At 66.4% G+C, this 12,865-nt stretch carries 12 protein-coding genes; 3 read left to right on the top strand and 9 right to left on the bottom strand.

The genetic code is table 11. The annotated features are described in order from the left end of the window. The first annotated feature begins 145 nt into the window (after nt 1–145). A complete protein-coding gene (locus tag AC1Q6Z_RS35065) occupies nt 146–1,489 on the top strand; it encodes a UDP-glucose dehydrogenase family protein (RefSeq protein WP_492650739.1) in 1,344 nt (447 codons plus the stop codon). Beyond that, nucleotides 1,486–2,502, top strand: coding sequence for an NAD-dependent epimerase/dehydratase family protein (locus AC1Q6Z_RS35060; protein WP_492650738.1), 1,017 nt, complete (start codon nt 1,486–1,488; stop codon nt 2,500–2,502). The genes AC1Q6Z_RS35065 and AC1Q6Z_RS35060 overlap by 4 nt, the downstream gene beginning before the upstream one ends. 25 nt (nt 2,503–2,527) lie before the next feature. On the opposite strand, the gene AC1Q6Z_RS35055 is transcribed toward AC1Q6Z_RS35060, so the two are convergent. From AC1Q6Z_RS35055 to AC1Q6Z_RS35015, 9 genes are read right to left on the bottom strand one after another with little or no spacing between them, the layout of a single operon-like run. Beyond that, complete coding sequence (locus tag AC1Q6Z_RS35055; protein WP_492650737.1) at nt 2,528–3,421, bottom strand: intradiol ring-cleavage dioxygenase; 894 nt, start codon at nt 3,419–3,421, stop codon at nt 2,528–2,530. 8 nt (nt 3,422–3,429) lie between these two features. After that, complete coding sequence (locus AC1Q6Z_RS35050) at nt 3,430–5,184, bottom strand: FAD-dependent oxidoreductase (RefSeq protein WP_492650736.1); 1,755 nt, start codon at nt 5,182–5,184, stop codon at nt 3,430–3,432. Then, nucleotides 5,177–6,259: a branched-chain amino acid ABC transporter permease gene (locus tag AC1Q6Z_RS35045; protein ID WP_492650735.1), complete on the bottom strand. Its 1,083-nt coding sequence runs from the start codon at nt 6,257–6,259 to the stop codon at nt 5,177–5,179. The genes AC1Q6Z_RS35050 and AC1Q6Z_RS35045 overlap by 8 nt, the downstream gene beginning before the upstream one ends. 9 nt (nt 6,260–6,268) lie before the next feature. Continuing rightward, nucleotides 6,269–7,132, bottom strand: coding sequence for a branched-chain amino acid ABC transporter permease (locus tag AC1Q6Z_RS35040; protein WP_492650734.1), 864 nt, complete (start codon nt 7,130–7,132; stop codon nt 6,269–6,271). After that, nucleotides 7,119–7,838 (bottom strand): ABC transporter ATP-binding protein, encoded by a 720-nt coding sequence (locus tag AC1Q6Z_RS35035; protein WP_492650733.1) that lies wholly within the window; start codon nt 7,836–7,838, stop codon nt 7,119–7,121. The genes AC1Q6Z_RS35040 and AC1Q6Z_RS35035 overlap by 14 nt, the downstream gene beginning before the upstream one ends. Next, nucleotides 7,835–8,554: an ABC transporter ATP-binding protein gene (locus tag AC1Q6Z_RS35030; protein WP_256119216.1), complete on the bottom strand. Its 720-nt coding sequence runs from the start codon at nt 8,552–8,554 to the stop codon at nt 7,835–7,837. The genes AC1Q6Z_RS35035 and AC1Q6Z_RS35030 overlap by 4 nt, the downstream gene beginning before the upstream one ends. 12 nt (nt 8,555–8,566) lie before the next feature. Then, complete coding sequence (locus AC1Q6Z_RS35025; protein WP_492650732.1) at nt 8,567–9,847, bottom strand: ABC transporter substrate-binding protein; 1,281 nt, start codon at nt 9,845–9,847, stop codon at nt 8,567–8,569. 39 nt (nt 9,848–9,886) lie between these two features. Next, entirely contained in the window at nt 9,887–10,948 is a 1,062-nt protein-coding gene (locus AC1Q6Z_RS35020; RefSeq protein WP_492650731.1) for a maleylacetate reductase, read from the bottom strand. After that, nucleotides 10,945–11,811 (bottom strand): dioxygenase family protein, encoded by an 867-nt coding sequence (locus AC1Q6Z_RS35015; RefSeq protein WP_492650730.1) that lies wholly within the window; start codon nt 11,809–11,811, stop codon nt 10,945–10,947. The genes AC1Q6Z_RS35020 and AC1Q6Z_RS35015 overlap by 4 nt, the downstream gene beginning before the upstream one ends. 85 nt (nt 11,812–11,896) lie before the next feature. On the opposite strand from AC1Q6Z_RS35015, the gene AC1Q6Z_RS35010 reads away from it, so the two are divergent. Next, complete coding sequence (locus AC1Q6Z_RS35010; protein WP_492650729.1) at nt 11,897–12,847, top strand: LysR family transcriptional regulator; 951 nt, start codon at nt 11,897–11,899, stop codon at nt 12,845–12,847. The last annotated feature ends 18 nt before the right edge of the window (nt 12,848–12,865 follow it).

Raw genomic sequence — 12,865 nt, 5'->3', positions numbered from 1 at the left:
TGGCAACGCGCACCGCCCGTCACCACATACCCCCGCATTCCGCTTGAAGCCGACATCGTTTCGTGCTTTGCCCGGCATTGTATTCTATCTGTGACGATCGGCGGTTAGCACAGCCGCCACAGAGTCCCGTTTGGAGAAGACCAGCATGAAGATCGCGATGATTGGTTCCGGTTATGTGGGGCTGGTATCCGGCGCCTGTTTTGCGGATTTCGGCCATACCGTCGTGTGCATCGACAAGGCGGAAGCGAAGATCGAGGCGCTGAACCGCGGCGAGATCCCGATCTTCGAGCCGGGGCTGGATGCGCTGGTGGCCGAGAACGTCAAAGCAGGGCGGCTCTCCTTCACCACGGAATTTTCTGGCCCGGTCGGCGATGCCGATGTCGTCTTCATCGCCGTCGGCACGCCGTCGCGCCGCGGCGATGGCCACGCGGACCTCTCCTATGTCTACGCCGCCGCCCGTGAAATCGCCCAGTCGGTCAAGGGTTTCACGGTCGTCGTCACCAAGTCGACGGTGCCTGTCGGCACCGGCGACGAGGTGGAGCGCATCATGCGCGAGACGCGGCCCGACGCGGATGTCGCCGTCGTCTCCAATCCGGAATTCTTGCGCGAAGGGGCGGCGATCAGCGATTTCAAGCGGCCGGACCGCATCGTCGTCGGCATCGAGGACGAGCGGGCGCGCGACGTGATGACCGAGGTCTACCGGCCGCTCTACCTCAACCAGTCGCCGCTGCTCTTCACCAGCCGGCGCACCTCCGAACTCACCAAATATGCCGCCAACGCTTTTCTTGCGATGAAGATCACCTTCATCAACGAGATTGCCGACCTCTGCGAAAAGGTCGGCGCCGACGTGCAGGAGATTTCCCGCGGCATCGGCCTCGACGGACGCATCGGCGGAAAGTTCCTGCATGCCGGCCCGGGCTATGGCGGCTCGTGTTTCCCCAAGGACGCGCTGGCGCTGGTGAAGACCGCGCAGGACAATGACAGCCCCGTGCGCCTCATCGAAACGACCATCGCCATCAACGACACGCGCAAGCGCGCCATGGCCCGCAAGGTCATCTCTGCGCTGAACGGCGACGTGCGCGGCAAGAAGATCGCCGTGCTCGGCCTCACCTTCAAGCCGGAGACCGACGACATGCGCGACGCGCCGTCGATCTCGATCATCCAGGCTTTGCAGGACGGCGGCGCGAAGGTTTTCGCCTATGACCCCGAGGGCATGGAGGCCTCCCGCGCCATGCTCGACACCATTACCTACGGCACCTCGCCCTACGACATTGCCGAAGGTGCGGACGCGCTGGTCATCGTCACCGAATGGAACCAGTTCCGCGCGCTGGATTTCCAGCGGCTCAGGACCATCATGGGCAGACCGCTCGTCGTCGATCTCCGCAATGTCTACAAGCCGGATGAGGTGAAGCGCCATGGCTTCGCCTATGTCGGCATCGGCCGCGGCACGTCGCCCATGGTCGTACCCATCGCCGAGGCGGCGCAATGACGCATTTCCTCGTCACGGGCACCGCGGGTTTCATCGGGTTCCACCTCGCACGGCGCCTGCTCGACGACGGCCATTCGGTGACGGGCTTCGACGGTATGACGCCCTATTACGACGTGCGCCTGAAGGAGGCGCGCCTGGCGCTGCTTGCGCCCCGTGACGGCTTTCGCCAGGTGACGGGCATGCTGGAGGATCGCGCCGCACTGGAGGCGGCCGCCGCCCTGGAAAGGCCGGACGTGATCATCCACCTCGCCGCGCAGGCGGGCGTGCGCTACAGCCTGGAAAATCCCGGCGCCTATGTGAATTCCAACCTCGTCGGCTCGTGGAACGTGCTGGAACTCGCCAAGGCGCTCCAGCCGCGCCACCTGCTGCTCGCCTCGACCTCGTCGATCTACGGCGCCAACGAAAAAATCCCCTTTGCCGAGGGCGACCGCGCCGACGAACCGATGACGCTCTATGCCGCCTCGAAGAAATCCATGGAGCTGATGGCGCATTCCTACGCCCATCTCTACCGCGTGCCGACGACGGCCTTCCGCTTCTTCACGGTCTACGGCCCCTGGGGCCGGCCGGACATGGCGCCGATCAAGTTCGCCGACGCGATCCTCAGCGACCGCGCAATCGACGTCTACGGCCAGGGCAATATGAGCCGCGACTTCACCTATATCGACGACCTCGTCGAGGCGATCGTCCGCCTTGCCGCCGTCGTGCCGGTGGAGGCAAGCCGCATCACGACGCCCGGCCTCTTCGATACGCTCTCGGCGCAGGCGCCCTTCCGCGTCGTCAATATCGGCGGCGGACACCCGGTGGAACTGATGGCCTTCATCGAGACCATCGAAAAAGCCCTCGGCCGCCCCGCCACGCGCAACTACATGCCCATGCAGCCAGGCGACGTCCCCCGCACCTTCGCCTCCACCGATCTGTTGCACGCCCTCACCGGGTTTACGCCCAGCGTCGGGCTGGAGGAGGGCATTGCGGCGTTCGTGGAGTGGTATCGGGCGTGGCGGGGGCGGGGCTGACGAGGGTGCCGAACGCTGACGCCGCTCAAGCCGCCGCTTCACCCTTCCGCGCCAGCACAAAATCATACTCCACCTCCCAGAACGCCCCCTCGAACTCATACGCCGTCGCCCGCGCCGCATCCTCGACGAGGTGGAAGTCGGCGAGCAGGCTCCGCTTCACGCCGAAAACCGCATCGGACTCGATATACGGATCGTGCGGGTCGAAGATGTGGGTGATCAGCGTCTCGAAGCCATCGGCCTTGAGGATGAAGTGCAGGTGGGCGGGGCGGTAGGGGTGGCGGCCGAGATGGTCGAGCATCTGGCCGACCGGGCCGTCATGCGGGATCGGGTAATATTTCGGCTTGACGGCGCGGAACCAGTAGCGCCCGTCCGCGCCGGTGCGGAAGACGCCGCGCAGGTTGAATTCCGGCTGGATGCCGAGCTGCTGGACGTCATAAAAACCCTCGTCATTGGCCTGCCAGACATCCAGCACCGCACCTTCGATCGGCCGGCCGGCGGTGTCGCTGATGCGGCCGGAGATCACCATGTCCTCGCCCTTCTGGTCGAGGCAGATGTTGGCGCCCATCGGCAGTTCCGGTGCGTCCTGCACGTGGAAGGGGCCGAGGACGGTGCTTTCCGAGGCGCCGGAAGGCTTGCGGTTGTTGATGGCGTCGACCAGCATCGAGACGCCGAGCGTGTCGGAAAGCAGGATGAATTCCTGCCGCCATTCGTTGCACATCTGGCCGGTGCGGGTGAGGAAGAGGATCGCTTCCATCCACTCCTCCTGCGTCGGCTCGATCTCCTTCACCGCCTCGTGCAGCTTGCGCGTCACCACCTCCATGATGGCCTTCAGCCGCGCGTCCCTGGCATTGCGGTTGCGGCCGGCGACGACCTCGACGGAATTCTCTTCCGTGAAGAAACCCTTTTCATGCGCTTCCATCGCAAGCCTCACTTTCGAAGAATGGCGGTCATGACCCGGCGCAGCTCCGCAACGGGATTGCCAGCGCCGTCCGCCTGCCGCCAGCAGACATGGTGGTCCGGGCGCACCAGCACGATGCCGCCGTCGCGCACCTCGCGCAGGTTGGCCCAGTCGCCGGTGAAATCCTGCCAGTTCTGGCGCGGGCCGATGGCATGCGCCGCGATCTCGGTGCCGAGTTCGCGGCCAACCACCTTCGCCGCCTCGATCCAGCCTTGCCCGCCAATGCCGGTCAGCACGGTGAAGCGGCCGTGGCCGGCGAGGTCCAGCGTCGAGACCTTCTTGCCATCCTCCGCAAAGACCCAGGCATGCGGCAGGCGGGCGCCGGGCCAGGTGGTCTGCTGGAAATGCAGCTCCGGGTCCTTTTCGAAGGCGGGCTCGGGCTCGCCGTCGCTCACCACGGACTCTGAACGGTAGCGCTGGTTCATCTCCACGCCATGGGCGTCGAATTCATAGACCTTCGCGGCGATCGCCTGGCGAATGGCGGCGCGCTGTTCTTCGGCGGCGGCCGTGTTGTTGCAGCGGGCATCCATGTTCTGCTGCATCTTCACCGGGTCGATGGAATCGAGCAGGCCGAGCGCCTTGAAGATCGGCCCGAACTCCTCGATCGACCTGTTGGCGCGGGTGACGATCTGCTTGGCGATCGGCGCACGCTCGGCCTGGTAGCTGTCGAGCAATCCATCGCCCGCCTGGCCCTTCAACACGAAGGCGAGCTTCCAGGCGAGGTTGAAGGCATCCTGGATCGAGGTGTTGGAACCGAGGCCGTTCGACGGCGGGTGGCGGTGGATGGCATCGCCCATGCAGAAGACGCGGCCGTTCGAGAGCGTGGTCGCATACATGTTGTTGACGGTCCAGGTGGAGACCGACTTGATCGTCACGTCGAGATCGGCCACGCCGACGAGATCGCGCACGACCTTTTTCGCATGCGCCTCGTCGACCGACGGGGCCGGCTGGTTGATGTCGTAGCCCCAGACGATCAGCCATTCGTGCCAGGGCCGCACCATGCGCACCAGCCCCATGCCGATGCCGCCGACATCGGCGCCCGGCTGCAAGACCCAGTAGAGCACCGAGGGGCGATGGGCGACGTAGCGCGAAAGATCGGCCTCGAAGAGGATGTTCATCGAGCCGGCGACGCCCATGCGGCCCTCGAAGGAGAGGCCCGCATGTTCGGCGACCTTGGAGTTTCCGCCATCCGCACCGACGAGATATTTCGAGCGCACGGTCAGCGTCCTGCCGGTCAGCCGGTCGAGACAGGTGGTGGTAACGCCGTCCGCGTCCTGCTCGTGGCTGACATATTCGGTGGACATGCGCGCCTGCGTGCCGCGCGAACAGGCGGTCTTGAACAGCAGCGGCTCCATGAAGGTCTGCGGCAGGTCGTTCATGTGGCTCGGCGAGGAGAGCTGGTGTTCGGCGCGCGAGACGGGGTGTTTGCCCCAGCTCTTCATGCGGCCGATTTCCTCGCCGGCAAGCGCCGTGCAGAAGACGTTCTCGCCCATCAGGTCCTGCTCGGCGGCGTACATATAGGCCTCGTCCTCCACCTCGCGGCCGAGGTCGCGCAGCACTTCCATGGTGCGCTGGTTGGTGATGTGGGCGCGCGGCGTGTTGGCAAGCCAGCAGTAGCGGTTGATCACCATGTTCTCGACGCCGTAGCTCGAAAGCAGCGCCGCGGTGGCGGAGCCGGCGGGGCCGGTGCCGATGATGAGCACGTCCGTGGTGATGTCAGCCATGTGATGATCCTCCCTGATGGACAGACGGGACGCCGACGAGTGTGCGGCGGACCGGAAAGAGCTGGATGCCGGTGCGGTCGGAGAAGGCGCCCCAGAGGCCGCGCGGCGCGAAAAGCATGGTGAGGATGCCGGCAAGGCCGAGCATCAGCAGATACCAGGAGCCGTAGTCGGCGAGCAGGTTCTGCAGCAGAAAGAACAGGATGACGCCGAGGATCGGCCCCTCGATGGTGCCGATGCCGCCGATGACGACGATGAAGATGACATAGGCCGTCCAGTCGGTGACGGAGAAGGCGGCATCGGGCGAGATGCGGGCCTTCTGCACATAGATCAAGGCGCCTGCGAGCCCCGTGAGGAAGGCCGTGGCGAGGTAGACCATCGCCTTCATGCGCCGCGCATCGACGCCGACAGCGCGCGCCGCCTGCTCGTTGTCGCGCACGGCGGCAAGGCCGAGCCCCTGCTTGCTGCGCAGCAGGCGGTAGATGAAGCCGATGGTGGCGGCGGCAAGGATGAGCGCCAGCCAGTAAGTGATCGCGTCGCTCGCCTCAGCCGGCTTCATGCCGAAGAGATCGCGCAGCAGCCCGACGCCCGCCATGTCGCGCACCGCCTCGCGCGGCAGCGAGGTGCCCGTGCCGCCGCCGAGCGTCTTCCACTGGGCAAGCAGGAGGCGCACCACCTCCGCCACGACCCAGGTGCCGATGGCGAAATAGGGGCCGTAGAGGCGGAAGGTGAAGAAGGCGGTGGGGATGGCGAGCAGCGCCGAGAGCACCCCGGCAATCAGGATCGCCGGGATCGGGTCGAGGCCGAAGAGGATGACCGCGCCGAACATCGCATAGGCGCCGAAGCCGACGAAGACCTGCTGGCCGACGGAGATGAGGCCCGCGTAACCAGCGAGCAGGTTCCAGCTCTGCGCCAGAACCAGCATGGTGAGGATGAAGAACAGGTCCTGCACCGCGCCGCGCGAGACGAAGAAGGGGGCGGCAAGGCCGAGCGCCAGCACGGCGAGTGCTATGAGCCGCGAGACCGAGGAGGCCCTGGTGCGGGTTTCGACCTTGAGGGAGGGGATGGCAATGGTCATCGGGACACCTCAGTCGACGGCGCGCGGGAAGAGGCCGCGCGGCCGGATCAGGAGAACGGCAAGGAAGGCGAGATGGCCGGAGAGGATCTGCCATTCCGGATTGATGGCGGCGCCCAGCGTCTGCGCCACGCCGAGGATGACGCCGCCGGCCAGCGTGCCCCAGAGCGAGCCGAGGCCGCCGATGATCACCGCCTCGAAGGCATAGATCAGCCGCGCCGGCCCGGCGGTCGGGTCGAAATTGGCGCGTGTGCCGAGATAGAGCGCGGCGATCGCCACCACCGCCATGGCAAGCCCGGTCGCCACGGCAAACACCTGTCGCGGACGGATGCCCATCAGGCCCGCCGTCACGGGATCGTCCGAGGTGGCGCGGAAGGCGCGGCCGAGCGCGGTGCGGTAGATCAGGAGGTTGAGCCCGACGATGACGGCGACCGCCGAGAGGAAGGCCATCAGCGGCATCAGGCCGATGGTAACGGCTCCGAGGTTGATGGAGGCCGTTTCGAGCGCGCCGGCGGAGATGCGGCGGCTATCGGCGGAAAAACCTTCGAGCAGCGCGTTCTGCAGCACGATCGACAGGCCGAATGTGACGAGCAGCGGCGGCAGCACGTCCTTGCCCAGCGTCCGGTTCAAAAGCAATGCCTGCAATGCATAGCCTGCTATGAACATCAGCGGCATGACGATCAGCGCGGCGAGGAAGGGGTTGAGGCCGAGCCCGTTCACCAGCACGAGGATCAGGAAGGCGGCGAGCACGATGAGGTCGCCATGGGCAAGGTTGACGAGGCGCATGATGCCGAAGACCAGGCTGAGGCCGGCGGCAAACAGCGCGTAAAGCCCGCCGAGCAGCACGCCCTGCACGATCGTATCAAGAATGGTCATGGCTTGGCGCTCCGAAATAGGCTGCGTGGATTGCCGCGCGGCTGAGCGCCTCCGGCCGGCCGGATAGCGTGATGCGCCCCTCCATCATGCAATAGACGCGGTTCGCCACCTTCAGCGCCTGGCCGATATCCTGCTCGACGATGACGATGGCGGCACCGCTTTCACGGATACGGGGGAACGCGGCGTAGATGTCGCGCACCACGACGGGAGCAAGGCCGAGGCTGATCTCGTCGCAGAGCAGCACGTCCGGATTGGCCATCAGCGCCCGGCCGATCGCCACCATCTGCTGCTGCCCGCCGGAGAGCGCGGTGGCGGGATTGGCGCGGCGCTCCTTGAGGATGGGGAAGAGGTCGTAGACGGTCGCAAGCGTCCAGGCGCCGCGCCGCTTGCCATAGGCGCCGATCATGAGGTTTTCCTCCACCGTCAGCGAGGGAAACAGCCGCCGCCCCTCCGGCACCATGGCGATGCCGCGGGCGAGAATGTCGGGCGCGGCGAGAGCACCCACGGCCTCGCCGCGGCAGAACACACTGTCGGGCGCGCCGGCGAGCACGCCGGAAAGAGCGCGCATCAGCGTCGTCTTGCCGGCCCCATTGGCGCCGATGATGGCGATGGTTTCGCCTTCGGCCACGGTGATGTCGACGCCGAACAGCGCCTGGAAATCGCCGTAGAAGGCCTTGAGGCCCTTCGTTTCGAGGAGCGCCGTCATATCTCGATCCCCAGGTAGATTTCCTGCACGTCGCGCGAGGCCATGATCTCGGCCGGTGCGCCGATGCCGATCACCCGGCCGAAATGCAGCACGAGCAGGCGTTCGACGACCGAGGTCAATGCGTGCAGCACATGCTCGATCCAGATGACGGCGACGCCCTTGGCATGGATAGCGCGGATGGTGGCGACGAGCGCCTGGCATTCGCCCTCCGTCAGCCCGCCGGCAATCTCGTCGAGCAGCAGCAGGCGCGGCTCGGTGGCGAGCGCCCGGGCAAGCTCCAGGCGTTTCCGCTGCAACAGGCTGAGCCCGCCCGCCGGAACGTTGGCCTTGTCGATCAGCCCGGTCTCGACGAGGATTTCGGCGCAGTGGTCGTAGGCGTCCGCCTCGCTGCGCCTTGCGCCGAAACTGCCGGCGACCAGCAGGTTTTCGAAGACGGTCAGCTTCTCGAAGGGCTGCGGGATCTGGAAGGTGCGCCCCATGCCGGAAAGACAGCGCGCCATCGGCGGCGTGCGCGTGACGTCCGCGCCGGCAAAGCGGATCGCGCCGCTGTCGGGCGCGATCGTGCCGGTGATCAGGTTGAACAGCGTCGACTTGCCGGCGCCGTTCGGGCCGATGATGCCGAGCGCCTCACCGTTTTCCACGGTGAGGCTGATCGCATCGGCGACCGTCAGGGCACCGAACCGCTTGGAGACGCTGTCGAGCTGCAACAGGGACATGGTTTTGATCCTTCAGGCGATCGCTTCCATGGTGCCGCCGGTGGGAATGTTCGGCGCCGTCTTGTTGTCCGTGATGACGAGATCGTAGCCGCCGCCATCCTTCAGCCGCCACTGGCCGCCGACGAGCGGCGTCTTGGCGATGTTCTTCGCGGCAAAGGGCGGCAGGCCCTTGCCGTCCCAGGCGATCGGTCCGACCAGCGTATCGAGCCGTGTCGCGGCAATCGCTGCCGCCACCGCGTCGCCATCCGTCGGGTCCTCGGCGCGGCCGAGCGCGTCGACCGCGAGCTCGAACAGCGCATGGGCAAAGCCGATCGGCTGCGTCCAGGGCCGGCCGGTCGTCTTGGTGAAAGCGGCCGCGACCTCGGCCGAGGTCTCGCCGGTCAGCGACGACTTGAACGGATGGCTCGGCGACCACCAGACCTCCGACGAGAGGTTGTGGCCGGCATTGCCCAGCGCCTCCACCGTCTGCGGAAAAAGCAGCGCCTTGCCGATCGAGGCGACCTTGGGCACGAAACCCTGCTGCTTGGCCTGGTTCCAGAAGGTGGTGAAATCCGGCGGGATGACGACGCCGGTAATGATCTCGCACTGGCCAGCCTTGAAGGCATTGATCTGCGCGGAAAAATCGTCCGTCATGTTCTGGTAGCGGCCGGGGTCGTTCAGCGAATAACCCATCTTCTCCAGCACCGGCGGGAAGCCGACGACCTTGTCGCCCCAGGCATTGCCGTCGCCATCGTTCGGGAAGAGGCCGCCGACCTTTTTATTGGTCTCCACCTGCGCCCACATGTTTGTGAAGACGGCGATGACGTCCTCCAGCCCCCAGAAGAAGTGGAAGGCATAGTCGAAGGGTTTCCACGAGGCCGGATCGCCGGGATTGCCCTGCTGGCCGATGAACCAGGGCTGCCAGGGTGCGACGGTGGAAATGCAGGGCATGCCCTCGGCTTCCGCCGTCGTCGCCACCGGATTGGTCGTTTCCGGCGTCGAGGCGACGAGCATCAGGTTGACCTCGTCGTCGACGATCAGCTGCTTGGCCACTTCCGCCGCGCGGTTGGGGTTCGACTGGCTGTCCTTGACGATGATCTCGTAGTTCAGCCCCTTGGCTTTCGCCGCCGTCAGGAAGGCGTCGATGACGAAGCTGTCGGCCTCGCCGAAGGCGGCGAGCGGCCCGGTCTGCGGGCTCACATAGCCGAGCTTGATCGCCGCATTCTGCGCGATCGCCGGCATCGGAAAGCCCGATGTCAGGGCGACGGCGCTTCCGGCAGCCGTGGTCTTCAGAAGTTCGCGTCTCGTCAGCATGGTTCTTCCTCCCAAAACCCTTCCTCCCGAAGGGTGACGTCAATTGGCCGGCCGTCTGCCCTCCCAGGCATCCTGCAACAGCGCGCGGATCGACGGACGGTCGATGACGCGCGGGTTGCGGTAAGGGCTTTGCGTGGCGATCTCGGCGGCGCGGTCGAGATCGGCTTCGGAAAGGCCGAGGTCCTTCAGCGCCAGCGGCGCACCGGCCGCTTTCGCGAAATCCCACAGCCCGCCGCCGACCGAGCCGCCGAACATGCTTGCCACGGGGGCGAGCAGGTCGGGCACGGCGACGGCGTTGAAGGCCGCGGTGTGCGGCAGCATGATCGCATGCGTATCGGCATGCGGCGTATCGAACGTGCCGCCGAGCGTGTGGCAGATCTTGTGGTGCAGCGCCATTCCGACCGTGCCGAGCACCGTGCCGCAGAGCCAGGCGCCATAGAGCGCCTCCGCCCGTGCTTCGGCGTCCCTCGGCTGGGCCACGAGCTGCGGCAGGCTCCGGCGGAAGGCGCTGAGGCCCTCGATCGCCATCAGGGAGGAAACGGGGTTGCGGTCCTCGGCGTAAAGCGCCTCGACGGCATGCGCCATGGCGTTGAGCCCGCTGGTGACGCTCATGGCGACCGGCAGGCCGAGTGTCAGCGCCGGATCGTAGATCACCACTTCCGGCAGGATGCTCGCGGCGCGCACCGTCGTCTTGCGGCCGGCCTCCGTCTGGCCGAGGATCGGCGTCACCTCCGAGCCGGCATAGGTCGTCGGGATGACGATCTGCGGCAGGTCGGTGCGATAGGCGATCGCCTTGCCGAGCCCGGTCGTCGAGCCGCCACCAAGCGAGACCACGCAGTCCGCACCTGTCTGGCGCACCACGTCCATGGCCGTTTCCGTGACGTCGACGGGTGTGTGCATCACCGCCCCCGCAAAGACGCCGGCCGCACGGACCCCGAGCGTTTCCGCCAGCGCTTCGGCATCCGCCTTCTGGTGCGGCGTCGAGAGCACGAGGGCGCGGCGACAGCCGATCCGGTCGAGCCAGTCGCCGACGGTGGCGAGCTTGCCGGCGCCGAAGACGACATGGGCCGGGCTGGTGGAATAGACGAAGTCGCGTGTCACGCCGGTGCTCCCTGTTTCGATCGCGCCATGACGAAGGTGTAGTCGAGCCGGAAACACGGCTTGTCGGCCGCGCGCTCGAAGCGGCAGACCAGCTCCGGCTTGACGCCGAACAGCGCATCCGCGTCGAGCTGCGGGTCGCTTGCGTCATAGAGATGGGTGACGATCGTCTCGAAGCCGGCCGCCTTGATCATGAAATGCAGGTGCGCGGGGCGGCGCAGCGGCAGGCCGGCCTTGCGCAGCAGCGTGCCGACCGGGCCGTCATCCGGTACGCCGTAGCCCGCCGGGCGAATGGTGCGGTAATGAAACCGGCCCTCGGCATCGGTGCGAAACAGGCCGCGCAGGTTAAATTCCGGCTGCAAATCCGGCTGCTGGTTCTCGTAGAGGCCGGCGGCATTCGCCTGCCAGGTGATGACCTCGGCACCGGCAATCGGCGCGCCATCGAGATCCTGCACGCGGGCGGAAACCGCAAGCGCCTCACCAACACCGTCGAGCGAGATATCGCTGCCGAGCGGGCGTTCCGGCGCATCGGCGCGGAAGAACGGGCCTCGCACCGTGTTCGGCGTCGCAAGCTTGGGGCGGCGCGTGTTGACCTCCTCGACCAGCGCGGAGGCGCCGAGCAGGTCCGACAGCAGCACCCATTCCTGCCGGCGGTCGTCGGCCGCGTGGCCGACATCGGTGAGGAAAGCGATGAGGCCGCGCCATTCTGCGGGCGTCGGCTTCAGTTCGGCAATCAGCGCGTGGAGATGGGTGACGGTCGCGCTCAGCGCCTGGCGCAGCCTGCCGTCGCCGGCAGCGGCCAGCCTTCGCGCAAAAGCGTCCGATGCGGTCAAGGTATCGACAGGGGAAACCATCGGTCCCGGCATGCTTTCTCCTCCAAGCTGAGGGAAATCTAGCAAAGCGCGCACGCAGCATTGATGATTTTGTGCCGGGATAATATAACGGATCGTTATGAAGATAGACGAGCGCCACCTGATCCAGCTTGCCGCCGTCGTCAAGGCGGGCGGCGTCACCGAGGGCGCGGCGCTGCTTGGCATGGCGCAGCCCGCCGTCTCGCGCACCCTGTCCATGCTGGAAAAACGCCTCGGCGAACCGCTGTTTCTCAAGGGAAAACGGCCGCTCCAGCCGACGCCGCTCGGCCGCGCGCTCGCCGATCACGGCCAGGTCATGCTCGCCGCCTCGCGCAAGGCCTCCGATACGATCGAAAGTTTTCGCGTCGGCAAGGGCGGCACGGTGCGCATCGGCGGCACGCCCTTCTTCATGGATGCGCTGATCTCCGGCATGGTCGCGGAATTCCAGAACCAGCATCCGGATGTGCGCGTCGACCAGAGCTACGGTTATTTTCCCGATCTGCGCGCCGCCCTGAAGGCCGACCAGATCGACCTCGCCATCTGCCCCATCGATATTCTCGACGAGGGCTCGGAACTGGAATTCCACGAAATCCTGCCTGGCCGCAACGTCGTCGCCTGCCGGGTGACGCATCCGCTGCTTTTGAAGCGCCGCCCGCAGCCGATGCACCTGCTCGATTACCCCTGGGTCGCGCCGCCGCCGGGTAGCCCGCTGCTTGCCGACCTGCGCAGCATGCTGCTGTCCTTCGGTGCGACGGAGATTCGCATCCGCTATACCGGCGGCTCGCTGATGAGCGTCGTCAATTTCCTGAAGGGCAGCGATGCACTGACCGTGCTGCCACACAGCGTGGTCTTCGCCCAGCGCAACGAAAAATCGATCACCGCGCTGCCGGTCAACGTGCCCCACCCCCAACGCGCCCTCGGCCTCCTGAAACGCGCCGACGCCCCGCGCATGCCCGCCGTCGACAACTTCGCCCGCCATGTGCAGAGCGGCTTCGACAATCTCAAGCACTTGATCAAGCGGCATGAGGAATCGGTGGTTTGGGGGCTTTGAGGGGCGGGGTGAGATTAC

The organism is Shinella sp. GW835-FHT14H05 (genome assembly GCF_058793575.1).
Note: the sequence above shows the minus strand (reverse complement) of the source record. Positions and strands in the feature narration are given on the sequence as shown.

What these genes read in the sequence shown, in the direction of transcription:
- AC1Q6Z_RS35010 (WP_492650729.1), top strand. Translation starts at nt 11,897, where the DNA reads ATGAAGATAGACGAGCGCCACCTGATCCAGCTTGCCGCCGTCGTCAAG.
- AC1Q6Z_RS35050 (WP_492650736.1), bottom strand. Translation starts at nt 5,184, where the DNA reads ATGGCTGACATCACCACGGACGTGCTCATCATCGGCACCGGCCCCGCC.
- AC1Q6Z_RS35015 (WP_492650730.1), bottom strand. Translation starts at nt 11,811, where the DNA reads ATGCCGGGACCGATGGTTTCCCCTGTCGATACCTTGACCGCATCGGAC.
- AC1Q6Z_RS35065 (WP_492650739.1), top strand. Translation starts at nt 146, where the DNA reads ATGAAGATCGCGATGATTGGTTCCGGTTATGTGGGGCTGGTATCCGGC.
- AC1Q6Z_RS35060 (WP_492650738.1), top strand. Translation starts at nt 1,486, where the DNA reads ATGACGCATTTCCTCGTCACGGGCACCGCGGGTTTCATCGGGTTCCAC.
- AC1Q6Z_RS35045 (WP_492650735.1), bottom strand. Translation starts at nt 6,259, where the DNA reads ATGACCATTGCCATCCCCTCCCTCAAGGTCGAAACCCGCACCAGGGCC.
- AC1Q6Z_RS35035 (WP_492650733.1), bottom strand. Translation starts at nt 7,838, where the DNA reads ATGACGGCGCTCCTCGAAACGAAGGGCCTCAAGGCCTTCTACGGCGAT.
- AC1Q6Z_RS35030 (WP_256119216.1), bottom strand. Translation starts at nt 8,554, where the DNA reads ATGTCCCTGTTGCAGCTCGACAGCGTCTCCAAGCGGTTCGGTGCCCTG.
- AC1Q6Z_RS35055 (WP_492650737.1), bottom strand. Translation starts at nt 3,421, where the DNA reads ATGGAAGCGCATGAAAAGGGTTTCTTCACGGAAGAGAATTCCGTCGAG.
- AC1Q6Z_RS35025 (WP_492650732.1), bottom strand. Translation starts at nt 9,847, where the DNA reads ATGCTGACGAGACGCGAACTTCTGAAGACCACGGCTGCCGGAAGCGCC.
- AC1Q6Z_RS35040 (WP_492650734.1), bottom strand. Translation starts at nt 7,132, where the DNA reads ATGACCATTCTTGATACGATCGTGCAGGGCGTGCTGCTCGGCGGGCTT.